This is a genomic window from Duganella flavida, assembly GCF_009857445.1.
Taxonomy (GTDB): domain Bacteria; phylum Pseudomonadota; class Gammaproteobacteria; order Burkholderiales; family Burkholderiaceae_D; genus Rugamonas; species Rugamonas flavida.
The window spans coordinates 184,037-205,521 of sequence record NZ_WWCN01000006.1 but is presented as its reverse complement, the minus strand read 5'-3'; the positions used below and the strand labels follow the sequence as shown (position 1 = coordinate 205,521).

Below are 21,485 nucleotides of genomic sequence, written 5' to 3'. Positions count from 1 at the left end.
GCTTCCGTCACCTGCTACACTAGCCATAGGAAAGCTGTTTGATTTTCACCTTTTGGTTGTAAATATCATGGATAAAGCGCGGGTCATCAGTTTGTTTATAGGCGTGGTGCGCGCCAAGAGTTTCAGCCAGGCGGCGGTGGATGCCGGCCTGACGCCGCAAGCCGTCAGCAAGGCGGTGCGGCAGCTGGAAGAGCATCTCGGCGTGCGCCTGTTCCATCGCACCACGCGCAGCCTCAGCCTCACCGACGAGGGCGCGCGGCTGTTCGAGCTGGCCAATCCCGGCCTGCGCCTGCTGGATGATGCGCTGGAGCAGATCCAGAGCAGCCGTCTCGATGTAGAAGGCTTGATCCGCATTGCGGCGCCCATGTCGATCGGCACGGCCATCATCGTGCCGCTGCTGCACGAATTCCAGCAGCGCTACCCCGGCGCCCATTTCGACATGCAGCTGGACGACCATTTCACCGATCTGGTGGAAAGCAAGATCGATGTCGGCTTCCGCGCCGGCAGTCCGCCCGAGCGTAATCTCATTTCGCGCAAGCTGGGCGAGATGACGCTGCTGACTTGCGCCGCGCCGTCTTACCTCAAACAGCACGGCACGCCCAAGAAGATGGCCGACCTGGCCGCTCATCGCTGCACCGGCTTCCGCCAGCCGAATACGGGCCGCTTGCTGCCGTGGGAATTCCACGTCGATGGCGCCACGGTCTATCAGGATGTACCGATCGTCGCCAGTTTCAATACGGTGGAAGGGGAGTTGACGGCGGTGATGAACGGCATGGGTATCGGCCAGATGCCGATTTTTATGATCGAGCGCGAACTGGCCAGCGGCGCGCTGGTCCCGTTGCTGACTTCTACCATCACCGCCAACAACGGCGTGTTCATGTACTACCCGCAGCGAACTCAGATGCCGCTGCGGGTGCGGCACTTCATCGATTTTGTGGCCGGGCAGGCGCCGTTGCGGCTGCAGGCGCAGCGGCGCGCGGTCAAAGGACGCTGAATTGCTTGAATGCGCGCGTGTGCACGGAAATGGTGCCTGATGCGTTGTACTGTGTGGCTGCTTCACCACAAAAGCACCTAAAATCAAGCTGTATAGGCCACTTTCCGCCTATTTGGTTGGCACAACAATTGCATTGCCCTCCAGAAAGGAAGAAGATCGACGACTATGGAGGCTGTTATGAATACCGTAACTGAAAAAGACAACAAAACCGTAGTGCAACACGAATCGCCGGCCGATGATCATCGCCTGCGCAGCGAACGCATTGCCGCCCAAGGCGTTAGCCTGGGGAGCGGCAAAGCTAAATACCTGATCCCGCTGGTCGGCTTGGCCGTCCTCGCCGGGATGGCGTTCGCCCAGAGTTAAATAACTCTGAGTTCATCGAGCGGCCAGCGCGGCCGCACGTTGAATGAGTAGTCTTTCTTTGCTGCGTCCGGGTTAATCATCAAACGCATGGCCCCGGCGAAGGCGATCATCGCGCCGTTATCGGTGCAAAATTCCAGTTCTGGGTAGTAGACCTTGAACTTCTTCTTGGCTGCCGCCGCGTTCAACGAAGCGCGCAGCTGTGAATTCGCGCCCACGCCGCCCGCAATCACCAGCCGCTTCAGGCCGGTGTGCTTGAGTGCGGACACGCATTTCGCCGTCAGCACTTCCACAATCGCATCGACGAAGCCGCGCGCGATGTTGGCCTTGTCCTGCTCGCAGATATTGGCGACGATCTTTTCCTCATGGTTCTTCACCACCGTTAGCACCGCCGTTTTCAGGCCGGAGAAGCTGAAGTTGAAATCCTTGGTGTGCATCATCGGGCGCGGCAACTTGTAGGCCAGCGGATCGCCGAATTCAGCCAGACGCGAAATCGCCGGACCGCCCGGATAGCCGAGGCCCAGCAGCTTGGCCGATTTGTCGAAGGCTTCGCCAGCCGCGTCATCCAGCGTTTCGCCCAGCAGGGTGTACTGGCCGACGCCATCTACCCGCATCAGCTGGGTGTGGCCGCCCGAGACCAGTAGGGCGATAAACGGAAACTCCGGCGGCTCCGAGGCTAGCAGCGGCGACAGCAAGTGGCCTTCGAGGTGGTGCACGCCCAGCACGGGCTTATCCAATGCCAGACCGAGGCTGCATGCCACCGACGAACCGACCAGCAGCGCGCCAGCCAGGCCAGGACCTTGGGTGTAGGCGATGGCGTCGATATCGTTGAGCGATTTGCCGGCTTGTTCCAGCGTCTGCGTCAGCAGCGGGATGGCGCGGCGGATGTGGTCGCGCGAGGCGAGTTCCGGCACCACGCCACCGTATTCCTCGTGCATGGCGACCTGCGAATGCAGGGCGTGGGAAAGCAGGCCTGATTGCGTGTCGTACAGCGCAAGGCCGGTTTCGTCACAGGAGGATTCAACGCCAAGAACGATCATGGAAGCAGCAGAAATCAAAAGGGGAATCCGCCATTGTAATGGAAATGGCGTGCAAGCATGCACCAGCGCAGGACCGGGCCGCACTGGCCGGGTGCGCAATTTTGCCAAATGGACAGGATTTCATGTTGTTTTGAATGGCATCGCTTTTGCTTCATGCAGGCAAGGGGAGGGCATGGCGATGGACAGACACTGGAAACTGATCTGCAAATTGAAGGATGTACCGCTGGGCGGTGGCGTGCGCCTGGTGCCGCGCGGGCTGGCGTGGCAGGAGTTACCGGGCGTGGCTTTGTTCCGCACCGGCGAAGAAAGCGTGCATGCCGTGCTCGACTGCGATCGCTCGCGGCGTTATTCGGTGAAGGTGGAGGGCGTGAAGGTCTATCTCGACCTCGATGAACTGAGTGCGCCCGCCAGCAAGGCCGAAGCGGCGCTGGCGGGGCAATTTGGCGTGGCCACCAGTCTTGTAGCGTACTGCTACTAGCGCAACGTCATTCCCGCGTACGCGGGAATCCATACTCAGCATGGGCTCCCGCCTGCGCGGGAGCGACGGGCTCAGGGGCGGTTCTTCAGCTGCTGGTGCGCGTCGCGCAGCATCTTTTCGGTGGTGTCCCAATCGATGCAGCCGTCGGTGACCGAGCAGCCGTAGACCAGCTGGCTCAGGTCCGCCGGAATCTTCTGGTTGCCGCCGACGATGTTCGATTCAATCATCACGCCCACCAGCGACTTGTTGCCCTGCACGATCTGGTGGATGACGTCGGCCATCACCAGCGGTTGCAGTTCCGGCTTCTTGTAGCTGTTGGCGTGCGAGCAGTCGACTACCAGGTTGGCCGGCAACTTGGCCTTGGCCAGCGACTGTTCGGCAATCGCGATCGACACCGAATCGTAGTTCGGACGACCATCGCCGCCGCGCAGCACCACGTGGCCGTAGGCGTTGCCACGGGTACGCACGATCGACACATTGCCCTGTGCGTTGATGCCCAGGAAGGAGTGCGGGTGCGCCGACGACAGGATGGCGTTGATGGCAATGCTGATATCGCCGTCGGTGCCGTTCTTGAAGCCGACCGGGGTCGACAGGCCGGACGACATCTCGCGGTGGGTCTGCGATTCGGTGGTGCGGGCGCCGATGGCGGTCCAGGCGATCAGGTCGCCCAGGTATTGCGGCGAGATCGGGTCCAGCGCTTCGGTGGCGGTAGGCAGGCCCAGTTCGCACACGTCCAGCAGGAACTGGCGGGCTTTTTCCATGCCGACGTTGACGCGGAAGGAATCGTCCATGTCCGGGTCGTTGATATAACCCTTCCAGCCGGTGGTGGTGCGCGGCTTTTCGAAATACACGCGCATGACCAGCAGCATGGTGTCGGCCACTTCGGCTTGCAGTGCTTTCAGGCGGCGGGCGTAATCCAGGCCGGCGACCGGGTCGTGGATCGAGCATGGGCCGACCACCACGAACAGGCGCTTGTCTTTGCGGTCGATGATGTTGCGCAGGGCTTCGCGGCCTTGCATCACGGTCTCGGAAGCCAGATCGGTCAGCGGCAGCTTGCTGTGCAAGGCTTCCGGCGACGGCATCGGAGCAAACGAGGTGACGTTGACGTTTTCAATATCTGGGGAAATCATGATCTCTACATTAGTTTCATTTTCGGGAGCCAGATAGTGTAGCCGAAATGCGCCTTGGTGGTTTAAGCTTGCTGCCATGACCACATTTGAACCTTTCCCAGCCGCACGTTTCATCAAAGAAATTGGTCGCGGCAAGAACGGCGCCCGCAGCATGACCCGTGCGGATGCCCATGACCTGTACCAAGCCATGCTGGACGGCCGCGTTTCCGATCTGGAGCTGGGCGGCATCTTGCTGTCGATGCGCATCAAGGGCGAGTCGGTGGAGGAGATTGCCGGTTTCCTCGATGCGGCGGAAGCAGCGTTTGAACCGTTCAATGGGCCACCCGGCCAGTTCGCGCCGGTGGTCATCCCGACTTACAACGGCGCTCGCAAGATGGCCAACCTGACGCCGCTGCTGGCCATGCTGCTGGCGCGCGAGGGTGTGCCGGTGCTGGTGCACGGCGTGGCGACTGATCTTGGTCGCGTGGCCACGGCGGAAGTGTTTGCCGAGCTGGGCGTGCCGGCTGCGCGTCACCGTTCGGAGGCGGAGGAGGCCATGTCGCAGCGCAAGCCGGCCTTCATCACTATTGAGACCATGGCGCCGAAGCTGGCTTATCTGCTGTCGCTGCGGCGCAAACTGGGTGTGCGCAACTCGACGCATACGCTGGTCAAGATCATGCAGCCGTTTGCAGGACCGGCGCTGCGGCTGGTGTCGTACACCCACCCGGAATATCTGGAAATGCTGGGCGAATACTTCACCACTGCCGCCCCGCACGATCGTGGAGATGCTTTCCTGATGCGCGGCACCGAAGGCGAGACCGTGGCCAACGCCAACAAGGCGCAGCAGATCGATTGGTTCCACGGCACCCTGCGCACGACGCTGGTGCCCAAGCAGACGCTGGTCGGCGAGCTGCCGCTGCTGCCGGAAAATAAGGACGCAGCCACTACCGCTGCATGGATCAAGTCGGTGCTGGATGGCGACGTAGCGGTGCCGCCGCCGATCGCAGAACAGGTAGCCCAGTGCCTGCTGGTTTCGCGCACCGTGGCCTCGCGCCAGCATGTGAGTGAGCCAATAGCGTAAAATCTCGCCCCTTCACTGAAACGACGGGAAAATCATGGCAAAGTTTGATGTAGCGGTAATCGGCGCGGGCGCGGCCGGAATGATGTGCGCAGCGACGGCAGCCCAGCGTGGACTGCGCGTGGTGCTGATCGACCATGCTACCAAGCTGGCCGAGAAGATTCGCATCTCGGGCGGTGGCCGCTGCAACTTCACCAACGTGAACGCCGGCCCGGCCAACTTCCTGTCGGAGAATCCGCACTTCTGCAAGAGCGCCTTGTCGCGCTACACGCCGGCCGATTTCGTCGCGCTGGTGAAGAAACACCGCATCGGCTACCACGAGAAACATCGCGGCCAGTTGTTCTGCGATGATTCCGCCGAGCAGATTATCGAGATGCTGAAAGACGAATGCGCCGGCGGCGACGTCCACTGGCGCATGCCGTGCAAGGTTGAGTCGCTGGAGCAAACGGCAGAAGGCTTTGTGCTGGAAACCGACAGCGGCAGCATCGAAGCGCCAAGCGTGGTGATTGCCACTGGCGGCCTGTCGATCCCGAAAATCGGCGCAACCGACTTCGGCTACCGCATCGCCGCCCAGTTCGACCTGCGCATGGTCGAGCCGCGCCCGGCACTGGTGCCGCTGACCTTCGACGCCGAGCAATGGGCGCCGTTCGTAGAAATGTCCGGCATCGCGCTGGAAGTGGATGTGGAAACCGGCTCGCTGAAAGGCCGTAACCCGACCGGCGGGCGCTTCCGCGAAGATCTTCTGTTCACCCACCGCGGCCTGTCTGGCCCGGCGATCCTGCAAATCTCCTCCTACTGGCAGCCGGGCACGCCGATTGTGATCAACCTGTTGCCGGAGCTGGACCTGGCGGCCACCCTGATCGAAGGCAAGGGCACCATCAAGAAGCAGCTGGGCAATGTGCTGTCGCAATGGCTACCGGCGCGACTGGCGGAGGGCTTGCTGTTGGCCCATGGTTTCGCGCTGGACGCCCGCCTGGCCGATATGCCGGATGCGCAGCTGCGCAAGCTGGGCGCCGCCATCAATCAATGGTCGCTCACCCCGAATGGCTCCGAGGGTTACAAGAAGGCCGAAGTCACGCGCGGCGGCATCGACACCCGCGAACTGTCGCAGCAAACCATGATGGCGACCAAAGTCCCGGGCCTGTATTTCATCGGCGAAGCGGTGGATGTGACAGGCTGGCTGGGCGGTTACAACTTCCAGTGGGCATGGGCATCGGGCGTGGCGGCCGGTCTTGCCGTATAGAAATTATAATAATTTTCTTGACATGAATTCATTGATCTTGCATTATGAATACTTAGATTGCGCTTAAGACACTTGACATGTTATTTCAACAAGATCAAGTGGTTGAGTTTCTACCCTTGATCCCCTGGAGATAACATGAAAAAACTAATCGCCGCTGCGGTTGTTGGCCTGCTGAGCACCAGCGCCTTTGCTGCCGTCCCATCGCTGACCAACGCCAGCTTTGAAGACAACACCGTCGGTAACGGCTATGCCTATGGCAATGTCGCGTCGGGCTGGAGCTTTACCGGTGGTGGTGCGGTATCGCATAACTACACCGCATGGAATGGCGTGACCGCCAGCGGCGATTATTTCGCCGTGCTGCAGACCGCCGCATCGATCTCGCAAACCTTCACCAGCGACGTTGGCGGCGTGTACAGCATCAACTTCGATATGGCCTTGCGTTCGGGCTACAACGCCGGCCAAGTGGTCAGCGTGACTCTGGATGGCAATAATCTGGGCACCTTCCCAGCTGCTTCTACCGCCTGGGGTAACTTCTCCACCTCGTCGATCACGCTGGGCGCTGGCGCGCACACGCTGAGCTTCCAGGGCCTGACCCAGGATCACGGCGACACCTCGGCCTTCATCGACAACGTCAGCCTGAACGTATCGGCTGTACCTGAGCCAGCAACCTACGGCATGCTGATGGCTGGCCTGGGTCTGGTAGGTTTCGTCGCACGTCGCCGCAAAGCCTGAGTTTGCGCGCCTCTGGCGCCGGCATTTTGGCAACAGCCCCCGTCCTGCAAACCAAACGGGGGCTTCCATTTGCTTAAAAATGGTGCTATGATCTCTTTCTTCCTATAACCTCCAACGGTTTGAATTTACATGACCACTATTCGCCTTAAAGAAAACGAGCCGTTCGAAGTCGCAATGCGTCGCTTCAAGCGCACCATCGAAAAAACCGGCCTGCTGACCGAACTGCGCGCACGCGAGTTCTACGAAAAGCCAACCGCAGAACGCAAGCGTAAGCTGGCTGCTGCTGTTAAGCGTCACTACAAGCGCATCCGCAGCCAACAGCTGCCGAAAAAACTCTTCTAAGATTGCTTACGCAAGCCAACCTGGCCTATGCCGGTTGTGTTTAGCGGCATCTAAGAGAATACCCGCTCCGGCTTTCGAGCCTGCGCGGGTTTTCGCATTTTTACTCCACTATTTTCCGAAAGAAACTCATGGGCTTGAAAGCACAAATCACCGAAGACATGAAAAACGCCATGCGCGCCAAGGAAGCCGGTCGCCTGGCGACCATCCGCCTGATCCTGGCGGAAATCAAGCGCAAGGAAGTGGACGAGCGGATCGAAGTCAGCGATGAGCAAACCGTTACCATCATTGAAAAAATGATCAAGCAGCGCAAGGATTCGATCACCCAGTTCGAAGCTGGTGGTCGTGCTGACCTGGCTGATATCGAAAAAGCCGAACTGGTGGTGCTGAGCGCCTACATGCCTGCCGGCCTGTCGGACGAAGAAATCGCTGCTGAAGTTGCTGCTGCCGTGGCCGCTTTGGGCGCCGCTGGTCCGCAGGATATGGGCAAAGTCATGGGTATCGTCAAGCCGAAGCTGGCTGGCCGCGCCGACATGACCGTGGTGTCCGCCCTGGTGAAAAAAGCGCTGACCCCAGCCTAAAGTAGTTCGCCGCCGCCGTTTGATGCACCTCAAGGTCGCGTCAACGGCGGCGGTATAGTCTGATCCATAACAAAGACCGTCCAGCCCTGTGATCCCACAATCTTTTATCGCCGATTTGTTGAACCGCGTCGATATCGTCGACGTTGTCGGACGTTATGTGCAGCTGAAAAAAGGCGGCGCGAATTTCATGGGGCTGTGCCCGTTTCATAGCGAAAAATCGCCCAGCTTCACGGTGAGTCCGACCAAGCAGTTCTACCACTGCTTCGGTTGCGGCGCGCATGGCACCTCGATCGGCTTCATGATCGAATACTCCGGCATGGGTTTTGTCGATGCCGTCAAAGAGCTGGCGCAAGGCGTCGGCATGGTGGTGCCTGAGCAGGACGACAAGATTCCGCCGGCGCAGCGCGCTCAGATGCAGGCCCAGACCATGGCGCTGACCGAGGCCATGACCCGCGCCAGCGACTTCTTCAAGCTGCAATTGCGTAGCGCGCCCAACGCCATCGCCTACCTGAAAAACCGCGGCCTGACAGGCGAAATCGCCGCTCGCTTTGGCCTTGGCTACGCGCCAACCGGCTGGGACAACCTGCGTTCCGTGTTCCCGGAATACGATGCCGTAGTGCTGGCCGAGTCCGGCCTGGTGATCGACAAGGTGGATGAAGACGGCAGCAACAAGAAACGCTACGACCGCTTCCGCGAGCGCGTCATGTTCCCGATCAAAAATACCAAGGGGCAGGTGATTGCTTTCGGCGGCCGGGTGTTGGACCACGGCGAACCGAAATACTTGAATTCCCCGGAAACGCCTTTATTTTCAAAGGGTCACGAGCTGTATGGCTTGTTCGAAGCGCGCCAGGCGATCCGCGATGCGGGCTACGTGCTGGTGACGGAAGGCTATATGGACGTGGTGGCGCTGGCGCAGATGGGTTTCCCGCAGGCAGTCGCCACGCTGGGCACGGCTTGCACCACCAACCACGTGCAAAAGCTGTTGCGCCAGACCGACACAGTGATCTTCAGTTTCGACGGCGACAAGGCCGGCCGTCGCGCCGCACGGCGCGCGCTGGAAGCTTGTCTGCCGCACGTTACGGACAACAAGACCATCAAGTTCCTGTTCCTGCCGACCGAGCACGACCCGGACAGCTATGTGCGTGAATACGGTAATGAAGCCTTCGAGCAAGAGATACACGAAGCCATGCCGCTGTCGCAATTCCTGATCAAGGAAGCGATAGGCGAGCATGATATGAGTACCCCGGAAGGCCGGGCGCGCGCGCAGTTCGACGCCAAGCCGATGCTGCAGGCGATGACGCCAACGGCACTGCGCTTGCAAATCGTGCACGCGCTGGCGCAGGTCAGCATGACCTCGACTTACGAGATTGAGTCGCTGTTCGAGCTGTCAAAACCGACGGCGCCGGCCAAGATCGCACCGCCGAAAAGCGGCCGGCCGCAACCGAAAGGGCTGGAATTGCAGATCGTGCGCCTGCTGGTCGCGCACCCGGCGCTGGCGCTGGAAGTCGATGAGGCCGCGCTGACTGCGTTCCAGTTCTTCGGGGCGGAATCGGGCGAGCGCCTAGCGCAGCTGGTCGCTTCGGCGCAGATGCTGGGCGAAAGTGGCAATTTCGCGGCATTTGCGCAGCATTTGAAGTCGCAAGGCGAGGAGTACGACCGCATCATCGGCGAAATCGTCAAGGAGCCGGAGTCCGAGCGCGACACCGAGCGTCTGGTGCTGCGGGCCGCTATTCGCCAAGTCAAGACCGACGCGCTCAAGCAGGAGCTCAGTCAGCTATTCTCGGCCGGGCTGACGTCGGATGAGATTGGCGTGCGCTACCGCGAGTTAACTGCTCAGCAAGATCAGCTGTTGCGCGAGGCCCAGGCAGAGTTGCCAGCCCGCTAAAGTTGTAGGATGTTTGTGTCGTAATGTTTCTGTCACTATTCCACAGGGAGAGACACCGGTCTTCCCTCTGGAAATTGAAAAGTGACGTGCTATAATAAAACGCTAAGTGTTGTAATTTTTGGCATCGTTTTTCTGTTCAGAGTGTGTTTGTTTTCAGTGAGTTAGGCTCTTGATCGACGCAGATGGACGGGCGTCGGCGGCCAGGGCCAGCTTCGGTTGAGCAACGAGTCTGTTTGCTCCCTAACCGAGTCACGGTTTCTTGCCCCCACGCACGTGTCTGATGCAGTAGAATTCTTTGGAATTCTATAAGACTCGGTCGGCCTGACCCAGGTGTAAGTAAGTCGTAGTATTGTCGGACTTGTGTAGTCGGCAAGTTCGAAGACGTAGTGATCCCAGAAGGATCGAAACTTTATCCGTAATCGAAAGCGCCTGTGCCAATCAAGAAACCTGAATCCAAAGCGGCTGTAAAGCCGACTAAAGTAAGCGCAAAATCCGCGAAAACTGCGGACAAGCCGGAGACGCGCGTAGCCAGCCAACCGCCTGCGGTCAGCCAGACCACAGACGCCGCTGCATTGGCCGCGATCGATACCTCGGGTTATGTGCTGCCTTCGGTCAAAGTGCCGGGCCGGCGCGGACGTAAACCCAAAGAATTCCAGCCTGAAAACGACGAAGTCGCCGCGCTCAACGCGGTCGAACGCGCCGAGCTGAAGGCGGTCGACAAGGCCAAGGCCAAGGACCGCAAGGCCAAGGAAAAGGCCCTGCTCAAGGACGCTTTCTCGTCGGATACGGAAGCGACCGAGGAAGAGCTCGAGCGCCGCCGCCAGAAACTCAAGACCCTGATCAAGTTCGGTAAGGAACGTGGCTTCCTGACCTACGCCGAGATCAACGACCACTTGCCGGACAACATTGTTGATCCGGAAGCGATCGAAGGCATCATCGGCACCTTCAACGACATGGGCATTGCCGTCTACGAGCACGCACCTGATGCCGAGACGCTGCTGCTGTCTGACAATGTTGCCACCGTCACCAGCGATGACGAAGCCGAGGCGGCTGCCGAAGCGGCGCTGTCCACCGTCGATTCCGATTTCGGCCGTACCACCGACCCGGTCCGCATGTATATGCGTGAAATGGGCTCGGTTGAACTGCTGACCCGCGAGGGCGAAATCGAAATCGCCAAGCGCATCGAAGACGGCCTGAAAGACATGATCCAGGCGATTTCCGCCTGCCCGGTGACGATTGCAGAAATCATCGCCGCCTCTGACCGCATCCGCGCCGACGAAATCAAGATCGACGAAATCGTCGACGGCTTGGTCGACGACAACGAAGACGCCCCACCGGCTGCAGCCGCCGCGTCTTCCGATGACGACGATGACGAAGAGGAAGAGGAAGAAGAGGAAGAAGAGGAAGAGGAAGATGCCAGCCCATCAGGCGCTGCGGCGGGCTACTCGGCGGAACAGCTGGAAGCGTTGAAAAACGCCTCGCTGGGGAAATTCGACGTCATCTCCCTGCAATTCGACAAAATGCGCCGCGCCTTCGAGAAGGAAGGCTACAACTCCAAGGCCTACGTCAAAGCGCAGGAAGCGATCTCGGCAGAACTGCTGGGCATCCGCTTCACCGCCAAAGTGGTCGAGAAGCTGTGTGACACCCTGCGTGGCCAGGTGGACGAAGTGCGTCACATCGAGAAGCAGATTCTGGATGTGGCCGTCAACAAGTGCGGCATGCCGCGCGCCCACTTCATCAAAGTGTTCCCGGGCAATGAAACCAATCTGGACTGGGTGGATGGTGAAGTGGCTGCCGGTCACGCCTACAGCGCTATCCTGGGCCGTAACATTCCAACGATCAAGGAACTGCAGCAGCGCCTGATCGACCTGCAAGCGCGCGTGGTGCTGCCGCTGCCGGATTTGCGCAACATCAACCGTCAAATGGCGGCTGGTGAAATGAAGGCGCGCAAGGCCAAGCGCGAAATGACCGAGGCCAACTTGCGCTTGGTTATTTCGATTGCGAAGAAATACACCAACCGCGGCCTGCAATTCCTCGATCTGATCCAGGAAGGCAACATCGGCCTGATGAAGGCGGTGGACAAGTTTGAATACCGTCGCGGCTACAAGTTCTCGACCTATGCAACGTGGTGGATCCGCCAAGCCATCACCCGCTCGATCGCCGACCAGGCGCGCACCATCCGTATTCCGGTGCACATGATCGAAACCATCAACAAGATGAACCGCATCTCGCGCCAGATCCTCCAAGAAACGGGCGCGGAGCCGGATCCAGCCACGCTGGCCATCAAGATGGAGATGCCAGAGGACAAGATCCGCAAGATCATGAAGATCGCCAAAGAGCCGATTTCGATGGAGACGCCGATCGGCGACGACGACGATTCGCATCTGGGCGATTTCATTGAGGACAACAACACTCTGGCGCCGTCCGACGCGGCCCTGCACGCCTCGATGCGCGGCGTGGTTAAAGACGTGCTCGATTCCCTGACGCCGCGCGAAGCCAAAGTGCTGCGCATGCGTTTTGGTATCGAAATGTCAACCGACCACACGTTGGAAGAGGTGGGCAAACAGTTTGACGTGACGCGCGAGCGCATCCGCCAGATCGAAGCCAAAGCCTTACGCAAGCTGCGTCACCCGAGCCGTTCGGACAAGCTGAAGAGCTTCCTGGAAGGTAACTAAGACTTGACGCGGGCCGAGGCGGGGCTTATGCTCGCGGCCTCGGCGCAGCGCCGTACAAGCAACACCCTTCGGGCCCTTAGCTCATGCCTGGTTAGAGCAGAGGACTCATAATCCTTTGGTGCGCGGTTCGACTCCGCGAGGGCCTACCAATAAAATCAAGGACTTAGGTGAAAACCTAAGTCCTTTTTCCTTGACCATGTGCAATCCGGTGTGCAATTCTTTGCACATGACCAAAACTACCGGGTTTATCCATGTCAATTGTTGCTTTACCAAACGGCAAATTTCGCGTTCAAGTCCGCCGCAAGGGATTTCCCAAGTTCGACAAAGTCTTTCCAAATCGGTCGGCCGCTGAAGGCGCTGAGGCGAAAGTCAAAGGTGAGCATAAGCCTGTGGACCAAGCGGCAAACCTGACGTTGTCGGATGTCTGGGAGCGCTACAGCCAGTCGCAGTCCTTCCTTCAGAAAGCCGAAAAAACCCAAAATACTGAGGCAAGCCGCATTAAGCCCGTCCTCGCCGAGTTGGGAGAGTACTCGCTGCTCAATCTACAAAATTCCACCTCGCTGGTCTACGACTACATCGATAAACGAAGCACCACTATTTCGTCCAGGACAAAGAAGAAGTTATCGAGCACCAGCGTACGTTTAGAGGTCGCCGCGTTGTCGGCGGCAGTCGCATTCGCAAAACAGCGCAAAATCGTTCAGGCGAACTTTATTCGACAGATTGACCGGCCTGCCCAAGCTAAGCGAAAGCGCAGGGTGCCAGGTATCGAAGTCGCTGGGCTTCGCTCAGTAACTCGCGGCGATGACCCACGTCTTTCAGAAGCTGCGCGATTTGCTTTAATTTTGCGCTTCCTGGGCTGTAGACCAGGAGAGCTTGCAGGGCTTAAACGCGCGGATTTGAATTTGCATCGTAGTGAGCTCACCTTCCGCAATACCAAATACAAAGCTGAGGACCGTTTAATTCACTTGGTCCGGGATGCTGTTAGCCTATTTAATTCGCAGATTCGCTATTACAAAACGGCGGGGATTGAATCTGAATTCGTTTTTTCCACTCTCAGTCGGGCAGAGTCGGAAGGTAAAAAGGTCTACGTCCGTTACAACTACACGTCTGGTGTAAATGCCCTGCGGAAGCTGGGCGTGATTGAGAAGTCTTATCACTCCCAAGCCATGCGGCGAGAGTTCATCTCCCGCGCAATCGAAACTGGCCTGGAGTATTCGACAATTCGAAAACAGACAGGCCACCATAGCACGCAGGCCATCGAAATCTATGATGAGGGGCTGTCTACGGCCGACGAAATTCGTCAGGTGCTCGACAAACACGCGAGTGTTATTACCGACGATGAGCTCTATGGAACGATGCAGCGGTTGGGGGCGTCGCGTGAGCAGATTGAAGCGGTTAAGAAAGCTGCAAAGGGTGAGCGCACTAGCGCCGTGACGGTGCCACTGCTGGATGCTTGATGGTGTTCCAGTCCGTTTTAACGCCGCGTGTAGCGGTGCTTTGTTGGACGGTAGGATGCCGTTGATATGCTTGCCAACGAACTAGGACATGCGGATGATATGCGATTCTGCTTCCGCCTGGAGGACTAGGGGAGTTCACAATGGATGGTACGAGCAAGGCGGAGGGCTCGCTCAACACGCAATGTGGAATTGCCGGGCTCGTGTTACGCCAGCATTGGTGGGGGGAGTAGAGGAAGGCACTTAAAGTATGAGCCGCACTTTCAGCGCTGAAAGTGCGGCATCAATGGCTTTAGCTTTAATTAGTCAACGGTCCCTGGCAACTCCGAGACGTGGAAGTATTTCGATTTCACGGTCCAGCCACCGAAGAGCTTAACGATGTGACGCTCGGCGTCTGCACCGTATTCTTTGACCGCGAGGTAGGCGCGGTCAGTAGCCTCGTGAAGTTCTATCTCGGCTTCGGATAAACTCATGGGTGCACCATTGTTACCCTCCAACCAGTGTTTAGCGTCAGCGATGCATTCCTCTTCTGTATTTCCGGCGCCCCAAATCAACTCAGGACAGGACGCAATGTACTTGCCAGAGAATTTCGGGAGTCGGTCCATATACTGTTCAAAGAGGACCGTGACGACGTCTACATCAGCAAGTTGCTCTGATACGAAATCAAGTTGCGACCTCGCGAAGTCGTATTGTGTATCTAGGTCGCATTTCACTGATGCAGCGAAGTGCTCTAAGGGGACTGGGTCAAAGACGTCTCGCAGAGACTCAACCCATTCGTTAATTTCGTCGCCTAAAACGTACCAATAAATGTCATTGCCAAATTCGTCTTTTTTTGTTTGCTTCATGTTTGTCTTTCAGAGATTGGTTGATGAGCTACGATGCCGCAGCTCGATTCGCTTGTGCTTACGGAGGGCCTCACTCGGTTTCGCGCTTGAGTCGGAAGTGTCCCGCTTCCAAATCCTCCGCCCATTGCTTTGCGGTTGAATATCGAGTCGTTTGCTTTTGATAAATGGATGGACTATGTTCGTCGTTTCGATAGCTAACGCTTACGTTGTTTGAGTTGTATGGGTCATAGAAAATATCGACGTCGTCATAACCTGCGGCTACGAGCGCAGCATTGACGGTATCGATGTTGCATGGGGTGGGAGCGATAAAGCTCATTTCTTCTCCGGTTGTCAGTGTGAATTTGAAGTTGGGTTAGGCAGCAGAACGTCAAATGGAATCGTGTGGCGTCTACTGACCTGTAAAGTGTAGGCATTCGTTTTAAACGGGGCCTTATTGCCATTGCTTTGCTGGGAAAGCACGGCGCTTCCTGGCATAAAAAAAGACCGCACAGGGCGGTCTTGGTTTGCTTTTCTCTATGCACTCACTCGTTTCGTTGCAGCCTTCCCCACTAAGCTTACTTTCTGGCTATCAGTGGGGCTTCTTGACGAGTGCGCTTGATGCGCTGAGCAGCTTTTGCAGAGTATTCATATCCTTTGCGTAGTTATGGCGCTGAATTATGTCGTTGAGTTCTTCAGGGAGGAACGTGGCCAACAGACCTTTAATCCGTGTGAAATTTTCTCGTACCAACTGCTGGACTAGCACTGCTAATTCGTCGTACGGTTGATTGTCTGGGGCGTTGAGTTTGTATTGGATATGGCAGATAACGAACCACTCAACGAAGTGTGTTACGGCTGCGTCGCTGTCGCTTAGGCGACCCATATGAATTCTGTGGTTATTCACTCGATAGAATTCATTAAAGTGCAGATATTGCGCGTTTACAACCTGTGTGGAAAACATAGAGTGTGGAAATACTGACGTGAGCACTCGCAACACGTAGTCTAGATTGAGCATATTTTGGAAAGCTTCATCGTTATACGGAGTGGTGCTTTTTGCGCAGTGATGTTGGGTGTTGATTTGGTTGATAGTGTTCATTGTTTTCCGTTTAATTTGTGGTTCGTGAAGTTTGTTTAGCTTTCAGTCCCAGGCGCGCGTTTTGGAGCCGAGGGGTAGTAACAATACTTCAAGGCAACTTAGATGTCAAATTATTAATTCTCCAAAAAACTGTTATTTTGGAGGCTCATGTTCCATGCTTATTTGTCGACGTCAGGCGCCGCGAGCGATATCCAGCACAGCCTGGCTGAGTCCGAAAAAGGCTAATGCGTGTTAAGCGGCGGATATGTAACGAACTGCCTAAAGTATGTTTGGGCAGTTTCCGAGCAGGATGGCGTTGCGCGTAGCTCGCTGCTTACGAGATAGCTCGGCAAGATGCTTGCTACAAATTGGTACTCAGCGCTGTTCTTCGTATCCGGTCGGGATTGCAAGTCAACGAATCCCACTAACACGTCATGCCAGAAGATTTGGTCTTCTATTGTTTGACGTGGATTGTCTTGATTGCTTTTCGCTCCCAGGATTTCGTCACTGAGCTGCACGAAGCTCTTGATACCGATTTCGTGTACAGCACATGCTAGCTGTTGACCGCTGGCAGTCGCGAAGACCAGTTTGTCGTTCACGAGCACGTTGACAAGCAGGGCGCCAGAAGTTTTTCGAGAAGGATTCAGTTTGATTTGATTCATATTGTTTATTCTGTTTTTGTTTGCCAGCTATGGACGTAAAAAAAGCCGCTATCTGCGGCCGTCGGTTTGCGTGATGTACTACTCAGACGATTGGGTGGTAGATGAACTGTTTGAAGTATTCGATGTCTTCCTCGGTGCATTCGATGGCTTCAGGCTCTGGGCAGGTCACCAGATTTTTGGGCAGTAGATTTCTAACCAGATGATATTCAGGGTCGTTTCTTCCACCCGAAAGCATCGCCACCATCAGCCCGCCTGTCAGGCTCCCGACGAAGACACTCTCTTTCGCACTTATCTCGAATTTGTGACCTAAGAAGGCTCCGTTTTCATTGACTGCCAGTGTGAATGCCGCTCCTGAAGTTTTGAGTCCAGAAATACCCAGCGCATGCAAGGCGCAGCCAAGTTGATAGCCTTTCGAAGTGGCAAAAACTACTTCGCCGTTGATGTGCAAGTTGGCGACCAGTGCGTGGGAAGAGTTGCGGGACATGCTCAGTTTAATTTGATTCATATTATTTATACCGTTTCGATGTTTTGTTTGCGAGGTTCGGGCGTAAAAAAAGCCGCTTTCTGCGGCCAGGAATTTGAGTGCTGTACTACTCATACGAACGGGTAGTAGATGAATTTCTTGAAATGCTCAATGGATTCCTCTGGGCATTCGGGGGCTGCGGTCGCTGGCCCGGTTACCAGGTGCTCCGGAAGCAGGCTGCGGACCAAGTGATATTCCGGGTCATTCTTGCCACCTGTGACACTGGCCAACATCAAGCCGCCAATCAAGTTGCCATGGAACACTCGTTCATCCGCTTTCTCACCGAACTTGTAGCCTAAGAAGGTTCCCAGTTCGTCGACTGCCAGGGTAAATCCGCCTCCCGACTGGTTGAGCGCATCAACGCCCATCGCATGCAGGGCACAGCCCAGCTGATATCCCTTCGAGGTGGCAAATACTTCTTCTTCATTGACGTACACGTTCGCGACCAAAGCCCGCGAAGAGTTACGGGACATGCTCAGTTTGATTTCGTTTGCGTTCATATTTTTGTTCCTCTGTTTGTTCTTAAATTTTTAGGTAATGGGGGCCTCAGGCGTTGGCCATTTGGAAGGCGAACGCGAAGCATTGGTTGTAACGCGTGCCGAGTTGGCATGCGGTGGGCGTTACGAGCGAATTGTTAAAGAAGCAATGATTGGATTAGTTTTTAAGCCAAGTGGGAGCGCGTAGGCTCTCACTAAAAAAGGCTCGAATGTCGCGGAAAGAGAGACTCTCCGGAGGGTGAATTTTGTGACGCAATACTACCAATACTACTAAACCTACTAGCACCACCAATCCTGCCGGTACTGCTTTACTGCTTACTACATTCTCAGAACTGCACTGAGGAATCAATGATGCCATACGGAAATTTCGATGTCAACACTGTTTGTTTGACCAGAAAGACTAGTTGATGAGTTGTATTTTTTTCATCTTTAGCGTATCGTCAACAATAACCTTTAGTTACCCGTCGAGTATCCGCTCGGGAGACTAGCTTTTGCAGATAAATAAAGTCAAGACTTCAGCAAGTCTTTCATCGTCTTTGCCCTTCACATTAACTTAGATTTTTTTCTTCTATGAAAAATCCTAAAACGAAAGTCTCTGCAACTATCGCTATTGTTGGAGCGAAACCGAGTGCTCGAGCTCCAGTAAAGTCGCATCCGATTGCGACGGGAACTAAGATTGCTGCTTCTGTGAAGTCAAAGCCGGTTGTGGCTAAAGTTAGAGCAGTCTCTTCTGCGAAGTTGAAGGCGGTCGCGACAACAGCCAAGGTTGCTGCTTCTGCGAAGTCAAAACCGATTGCGACGAAGGCTAAGGCTGGAGCTCCGATTCCGGTTAAAGCTGTCCCTGCAAGGCCGAAGGCGGTTGCAGCAAAAGCCGCGACTTCTTCGAAGCCTAAGACGGCAACAACGTTGTCGAAGGCCTCCGCTACTGCTCCGGGTTCCGTCTCCATAACTAGCATCGGAAATCCATTTACTTACTTTGTTCCTGCGACGGCGAAGTCAGCTACATTTAAGAAGAGAAGGAAAAACGGCGGGTACAAGGCTCCGCAAGATTTTCTGGACAAGAACTTTACAAAGACCGTAAAGGCACCATTTACCAAAGCTCGTTCACGTCGCACTTTGGATGGGCACTGCGTCATCTTTCCGGCAGAAGTGAGAATTGCCGCGATACAGTGCGGGTATGGGCCTGAAGATTTTTGGACACCTCGCCTTGCGATGAGTGCGGGGGAGGGCGCTGCCCTTAAAAGATTTCTCATTTCTCGATTGGAGATGGTCGTTAGCTGCGTCGAAGATAATGGTAAAAAAGATTGGAAAGTAAGTAAATTTTACGAGCATTTAGAGCCTTCCGATAAGCAAGTATGTTCGTTTATCTTTGGGGGAATAGGAACATTTTTAGTAGCTCAAAAATGGCTTCACGTTGGAGGTGACAAGCTGAAATTTGTCCTACATAAAAGTCTTTATACTAAAGCCCTCGTTCCTTCAATTGGTGCAAAATCGCCAGATTATTTAGTCAATGGAAAGGCAACGGGATGGCATGTCTTTGAGAGCAAAGGCGGCGCGAAAAATGACCGCCCAACCAGAATACTTCAAGGATTGGAGCAGCTCTCTCAGGAGCTTGAGATTGGATGGACGCTGACGAGTTTAAAACCGACTAAAAGCGCAGTGTGTGTCCATACTAGCGTTGATGCGAACGAAGTTTTGGAGGTGCTTGCCGTAGACCCTCCGGCAAAGAGGCACGGAGCAAAAATCAAGGCAGTGAAATCGCTTCTGTTGCTTGAAGAAGTCTGCAAGCTCTTACTTATCCTAGATACTATTGACTTGTTTTGTGGGCTTACTAGGACCTCCACGCCAATGGATGAAATGGACGGTGCTTGGAGCTTCAAAAATTCTGATTTTCTTGGGGGCGTGGAGGTCGGAATACCGAATGTTTATTTAAAGTATGAAGCACTAGTTCGAGTTCGCGTCGCTGTCTACCTTGCTGCTGATGAGGCCCATAGAGAGGCGAGGACATATGGGAAGAATGCCAGCGACATCTTTTACGATAAATTGGATTCCCTGGGCTTCAATGGTGCTCTTTCGCAACCTTATGGGGATTGGACAATCGAGCATATCGCGAAGAATTTAGACGATTGGGGCGACAATTGTAGGACCGAATGCGCTAAAAATTTAAAGATGAAAGAGCTCGCGGCTCAGGTGTGGTGGTCTGACAGTGACCAGAGTGTGGCAAAGATGACTGCGGCTGGTTTTAACTTTACTTTTGGAGGAATGTGCATTCGAGGTCGGAATAATCCGATGAAGCGTTCTGAAGTGGACTAATCTATCCCAATTTTCTTCAGAACTATTAGCCATTTCTACGCTATGGTGAAAACCGTGGGGGCTTCGTGAGATGGCGCCGTGTCGAGTCTGTGCATGGATTAGCTGTACAAGCCTCGACTTGGGGCGGACACCAACTGTCAAATGGACTAGAGTGCTGGACGACAGCAACTGGCAAAGAGCCGGTATCCGAGCACTAGCTGCTGTTGCCGCTGACAATCGAATCGAGCCTGCTGAGAAATCGTTATTGTGGGGCAACGGTTCTTGGAGAAGATTTTTCACCATTATTTGCATAATGGTGAAAACGAGGCGATGCGATGGGGATATTTTCAGCACTGAACACGCGCTGAATTACAGGTTACCCTTGCTAACTCTTTCACCAGGCTGTGCATGGCCCACTATCTAGCTCAGCGGGACGACGCCAATAAACCGTTGTTCTCCGAAGCCAAGGGTCGCTGGTTCGATTCCAGCCAGCCGCACCAAAAACATGAGCTAAATCAATGAGTTAAAACTGCTCATTATTTCTGCTACATGATTTGGGGAAGATTTTTGACCTATTTGGGGAAGAAATCTAAACCCCGATTGCAACACGTAACTCCTCAACCTTTGGAGTTACGTTATGCCTTCTAAGTCAAGAACAGTCGAAAAAATATTTATCTTGAGAACCGTGATGGTTCCTTGAGGTACATAGTCCAAGTCGCACCATTTCCCAAAGAATCCGCTACCCCTTCAGTTGTGGGGACGGATGGCAAAGTTCGTCAGCTGAACTCTCATGAAAAACTGGCGGACGATGAGGGTATCTCCAAAGTCCTTACCAAGCAGCAAAAGCACTCTCTCAAGAAAAAAGGTGTTGGCTGCGCGCCTGAGCAGGTATTTCCGGTCACGTCGCAGACGGTTCGGCACGAGTTGATGTTGGTACGGCGGTCTTTGAAATTCTATTTTGAGGCTCGTTCGCTGACCCAGAATCATAGCGGTTGGCTGTCTGGCCAGTACGTAATGCGCATGGAATTGCCTAGTGCAGCAGAAGCCAGAACCCGCCGCATGGGTGATGAAGAACTCAACAAAATTATTGCGGAATTACCAGTCGATGGCCGAGACGTCATTGTTTTTGCGCTACTGCAAGGGCTCCGTCGGTCGGAAATTATTTCCCTGCGTTGGGAAGATTTCTCTCCTGAGCGGGCCATCATTCGCCTGAATAATCCAGGATATGCGAAACGTTCGAAAACTAAAGTGGTTGAGCGAGATGTACCACTGCTTCCCGGCGCGGTGAAATTATTGCTAGACATGCAAGGTGCCAAGAAAGAGGGAATTATCTTTGATTTTTGCCCAGGGAGCGTTTCTCAGATTTGGAGACGTGCTGCTGATAAAGTAGGTGCGTTCGACGCAAGGCTCCACGATGTCCGTAGAGAGGCGCTTAGTCGGCTTGTAGAACAGTGGGGTGTGAGCTTGTCAGAGACGATTTTGTTGTCGGGCCACAAAGACATCGCAACTCTTCAAAAGCACTACATTCGCTTGGAACCTACGGTCCTAGCGGCGAAGTTTGCTTCCCGACCTGCTTCTCAGCAACCGAAAATCCCAGGTAGCCTTGAATAAAACTCGTGAATATACATTGGCTCAACTACGGAGCCA

Annotated in this window: 21 protein-coding genes and 1 tRNA gene; 14 read left to right on the top strand and 8 right to left on the bottom strand. The window is 55.2% G+C overall.

The genetic code is table 11. The annotated features are described in order from the left end of the window. Window positions 1-67 precede the first annotated feature (67 nt). Together GTP46_RS11560 and GTP46_RS11555 are read left to right on the top strand one after the other, a co-directional pair. Window positions 68-994 carry a LysR family transcriptional regulator gene (locus tag GTP46_RS11560; protein ID WP_161006774.1) on the top strand — a complete coding sequence of 309 codons (927 nt, stop codon included), beginning with the start codon at window positions 68-70 and terminating at the stop codon, window positions 992-994. 177 nt (window positions 995-1,171) lie between these two features. Next, window positions 1,172-1,357, top strand: coding sequence for a hypothetical protein (locus GTP46_RS11555; protein ID WP_161006773.1), 186 nt, complete (start codon window positions 1,172-1,174; stop codon window positions 1,355-1,357). On the opposite strand, the gene tsaD is transcribed toward GTP46_RS11555, so the two are convergent. Continuing rightward, on the bottom strand, window positions 1,354-2,394 hold the full coding sequence (tsaD, locus tag GTP46_RS11550; protein WP_161006772.1) for a tRNA (adenosine(37)-N6)-threonylcarbamoyltransferase complex transferase subunit TsaD: 1,041 nt from the start codon (window positions 2,392-2,394) through the stop codon (window positions 1,354-1,356). The two genes, GTP46_RS11555 and tsaD, sit on opposite strands and share 4 nt — an antisense overlap. Before the next feature lie 172 nt (window positions 2,395-2,566). On the opposite strand from tsaD, the gene GTP46_RS11545 reads away from it, so the two are divergent. Further along, a complete protein-coding gene (locus GTP46_RS11545) occupies window positions 2,567-2,872 on the top strand; it encodes a Rieske (2Fe-2S) protein (protein WP_229258908.1) in 306 nt (101 codons plus the stop codon). 71 nt (window positions 2,873-2,943) lie between these two features. Here GTP46_RS11545 and GTP46_RS11540 read toward each other — a convergent pair whose 3' ends face one another. Beyond that, window positions 2,944-4,002, bottom strand: a complete 1,059-nt coding sequence (locus GTP46_RS11540; RefSeq protein ID WP_161006771.1) for a 3-deoxy-7-phosphoheptulonate synthase — start codon at window positions 4,000-4,002, stop codon at window positions 2,944-2,946. A gap of 76 nt (window positions 4,003-4,078) precedes the next feature. On the opposite strand from GTP46_RS11540, the gene ybiB reads away from it, so the two are divergent. The 9 genes from ybiB (at window position 4,079) to GTP46_RS11495 (ending at window position 13,971) form a co-directional block, all read left to right on the top strand. Next, window positions 4,079-5,062: a DNA-binding protein YbiB gene (ybiB, locus tag GTP46_RS11535; RefSeq protein ID WP_161006770.1), complete on the top strand. Its 984-nt coding sequence runs from the start codon at window positions 4,079-4,081 to the stop codon at window positions 5,060-5,062. Between the two features lie 34 nt (window positions 5,063-5,096). Beyond that, window positions 5,097-6,302: a BaiN/RdsA family NAD(P)/FAD-dependent oxidoreductase gene (locus tag GTP46_RS11530; protein ID WP_161006769.1), complete on the top strand. Its 1,206-nt coding sequence runs from the start codon at window positions 5,097-5,099 to the stop codon at window positions 6,300-6,302. 135 nt (window positions 6,303-6,437) lie between these two features. Further along, window positions 6,438-7,034 (top strand): FxDxF family PEP-CTERM protein, encoded by a 597-nt coding sequence (locus GTP46_RS11525; protein WP_161006768.1) that lies wholly within the window; start codon window positions 6,438-6,440, stop codon window positions 7,032-7,034. Between the two features lie 129 nt (window positions 7,035-7,163). Beyond that, on the top strand, window positions 7,164-7,376 hold the full coding sequence (rpsU, locus tag GTP46_RS11520) for a 30S ribosomal protein S21 (RefSeq protein WP_008451879.1): 213 nt from the start codon (window positions 7,164-7,166) through the stop codon (window positions 7,374-7,376). A gap of 128 nt (window positions 7,377-7,504) precedes the next feature. Then, window positions 7,505-7,954 carry a GatB/YqeY domain-containing protein gene (locus GTP46_RS11515; protein WP_161006767.1) on the top strand — a complete coding sequence of 150 codons (450 nt, stop codon included), beginning with the start codon at window positions 7,505-7,507 and terminating at the stop codon, window positions 7,952-7,954. An 88-nt stretch (window positions 7,955-8,042) separates the two neighbouring features. Beyond that, window positions 8,043-9,839: a DNA primase gene (dnaG, locus tag GTP46_RS11510; RefSeq protein WP_161006766.1), complete on the top strand. Its 1,797-nt coding sequence runs from the start codon at window positions 8,043-8,045 to the stop codon at window positions 9,837-9,839. A 431-nt stretch (window positions 9,840-10,270) separates the two neighbouring features. After that, on the top strand, window positions 10,271-12,514 hold the full coding sequence (gene rpoD / locus GTP46_RS11505; protein ID WP_161006765.1) for an RNA polymerase sigma factor RpoD: 2,244 nt from the start codon (window positions 10,271-10,273) through the stop codon (window positions 12,512-12,514). A gap of 70 nt (window positions 12,515-12,584) precedes the next feature. Beyond that, window positions 12,585-12,663, top strand: a tRNA-Ile gene (locus GTP46_RS11500). 102 nt (window positions 12,664-12,765) lie between these two features. Continuing rightward, window positions 12,766-13,971 carry a tyrosine-type recombinase/integrase gene (locus tag GTP46_RS11495; protein ID WP_161006764.1) on the top strand — a complete coding sequence of 402 codons (1,206 nt, stop codon included), beginning with the start codon at window positions 12,766-12,768 and terminating at the stop codon, window positions 13,969-13,971. Window positions 13,972-14,270: 299 nt separating this feature from the next. On the opposite strand, the gene GTP46_RS11490 is transcribed toward GTP46_RS11495, so the two are convergent. The 6 genes from GTP46_RS11490 to GTP46_RS11465 all read right to left on the bottom strand — a co-directional run bounded on the left by GTP46_RS11490 (window position 14,271) and on the right by GTP46_RS11465 (window position 17,549). Further along, entirely contained in the window at window positions 14,271-14,813 is a 543-nt protein-coding gene (locus GTP46_RS11490; RefSeq protein WP_161006763.1) for a type II toxin-antitoxin system HicB family antitoxin, read from the bottom strand. Window positions 14,814-14,883: 70 nt separating this feature from the next. After that, window positions 14,884-15,129 carry a hypothetical protein gene (locus tag GTP46_RS11485; protein ID WP_161006762.1) on the bottom strand — a complete coding sequence of 82 codons (246 nt, stop codon included), beginning with the start codon at window positions 15,127-15,129 and terminating at the stop codon, window positions 14,884-14,886. 252 nt (window positions 15,130-15,381) lie between these two features. Next, on the bottom strand, window positions 15,382-15,885 hold the full coding sequence (locus tag GTP46_RS11480; protein WP_161006761.1) for a hypothetical protein: 504 nt from the start codon (window positions 15,883-15,885) through the stop codon (window positions 15,382-15,384). A 221-nt stretch (window positions 15,886-16,106) separates the two neighbouring features. Continuing rightward, window positions 16,107-16,526 (bottom strand): hypothetical protein, encoded by a 420-nt coding sequence (locus tag GTP46_RS11475; RefSeq protein WP_161006760.1) that lies wholly within the window; start codon window positions 16,524-16,526, stop codon window positions 16,107-16,109. A gap of 82 nt (window positions 16,527-16,608) precedes the next feature. Next, the gene (locus GTP46_RS11470; RefSeq protein WP_161006759.1) at window positions 16,609-17,031 is read right to left on the bottom strand and encodes a hypothetical protein; all 423 of its coding nucleotides are present in this window, start codon (window positions 17,029-17,031) and stop codon (window positions 16,609-16,611) included. An 89-nt stretch (window positions 17,032-17,120) separates the two neighbouring features. Next, entirely contained in the window at window positions 17,121-17,549 is a 429-nt protein-coding gene (locus GTP46_RS11465) for a hypothetical protein (RefSeq protein ID WP_161006758.1), read from the bottom strand. A 567-nt stretch (window positions 17,550-18,116) separates the two neighbouring features. Here GTP46_RS11465 and GTP46_RS11460 point away from each other — a divergent pair. Together GTP46_RS11460 and GTP46_RS11455 are read left to right on the top strand one after the other, a co-directional pair. Beyond that, window positions 18,117-19,859, top strand: a complete 1,743-nt coding sequence (locus GTP46_RS11460; RefSeq protein ID WP_161006757.1) for a hypothetical protein — start codon at window positions 18,117-18,119, stop codon at window positions 19,857-19,859. 675 nt (window positions 19,860-20,534) lie between these two features. Then, complete coding sequence (locus GTP46_RS11455; protein ID WP_161006756.1) at window positions 20,535-21,449, top strand: site-specific integrase; 915 nt, start codon at window positions 20,535-20,537, stop codon at window positions 21,447-21,449. The last annotated feature ends 36 nt before the right edge of the window (window positions 21,450-21,485 follow it).

Coding starts and splice junctions, on each gene's coding strand:
- GTP46_RS11470 (WP_161006759.1), bottom strand. CDS start 17,031: ATGAATCAAATTAAACTGAGCATGTCCCGCAACTCTTCCCACGCACTG.
- GTP46_RS11475 (WP_161006760.1), bottom strand. CDS start 16,526: ATGAATCAAATCAAACTGAATCCTTCTCGAAAAACTTCTGGCGCCCTG.
- GTP46_RS11485 (WP_161006762.1), bottom strand. CDS start 15,129: ATGAGCTTTATCGCTCCCACCCCATGCAACATCGATACCGTCAATGCT.
- GTP46_RS11460 (WP_161006757.1), top strand. CDS start 18,117: ATGAAAAATCCTAAAACGAAAGTCTCTGCAACTATCGCTATTGTTGGA.
- GTP46_RS11545 (WP_229258908.1), top strand. CDS start 2,567: ATGGCGATGGACAGACACTGGAAACTGATCTGCAAATTGAAGGATGTA.
- GTP46_RS11525 (WP_161006768.1), top strand. CDS start 6,438: ATGAAAAAACTAATCGCCGCTGCGGTTGTTGGCCTGCTGAGCACCAGC.
- ybiB (WP_161006770.1), top strand. CDS start 4,079: ATGACCACATTTGAACCTTTCCCAGCCGCACGTTTCATCAAAGAAATT.
- GTP46_RS11480 (WP_161006761.1), bottom strand. CDS start 15,885: ATGAACACTATCAACCAAATCAACACCCAACATCACTGCGCAAAAAGC.
- GTP46_RS11540 (WP_161006771.1), bottom strand. CDS start 4,002: ATGATTTCCCCAGATATTGAAAACGTCAACGTCACCTCGTTTGCTCCG.
- GTP46_RS11495 (WP_161006764.1), top strand. CDS start 12,766: ATGTCAATTGTTGCTTTACCAAACGGCAAATTTCGCGTTCAAGTCCGC.
- GTP46_RS11465 (WP_161006758.1), bottom strand. CDS start 17,549: ATGAACGCAAACGAAATCAAACTGAGCATGTCCCGTAACTCTTCGCGG.
- tsaD (WP_161006772.1), bottom strand. CDS start 2,394: ATGATCGTTCTTGGCGTTGAATCCTCCTGTGACGAAACCGGCCTTGCG.
- GTP46_RS11490 (WP_161006763.1), bottom strand. CDS start 14,813: ATGAAGCAAACAAAAAAAGACGAATTTGGCAATGACATTTATTGGTAC.
- GTP46_RS11555 (WP_161006773.1), top strand. CDS start 1,172: ATGAATACCGTAACTGAAAAAGACAACAAAACCGTAGTGCAACACGAA.
- GTP46_RS11560 (WP_161006774.1), top strand. CDS start 68: ATGGATAAAGCGCGGGTCATCAGTTTGTTTATAGGCGTGGTGCGCGCC.
- rpsU (WP_008451879.1), top strand. CDS start 7,164: ATGACCACTATTCGCCTTAAAGAAAACGAGCCGTTCGAAGTCGCAATG.
- GTP46_RS11530 (WP_161006769.1), top strand. CDS start 5,097: ATGGCAAAGTTTGATGTAGCGGTAATCGGCGCGGGCGCGGCCGGAATG.
- GTP46_RS11515 (WP_161006767.1), top strand. CDS start 7,505: ATGGGCTTGAAAGCACAAATCACCGAAGACATGAAAAACGCCATGCGC.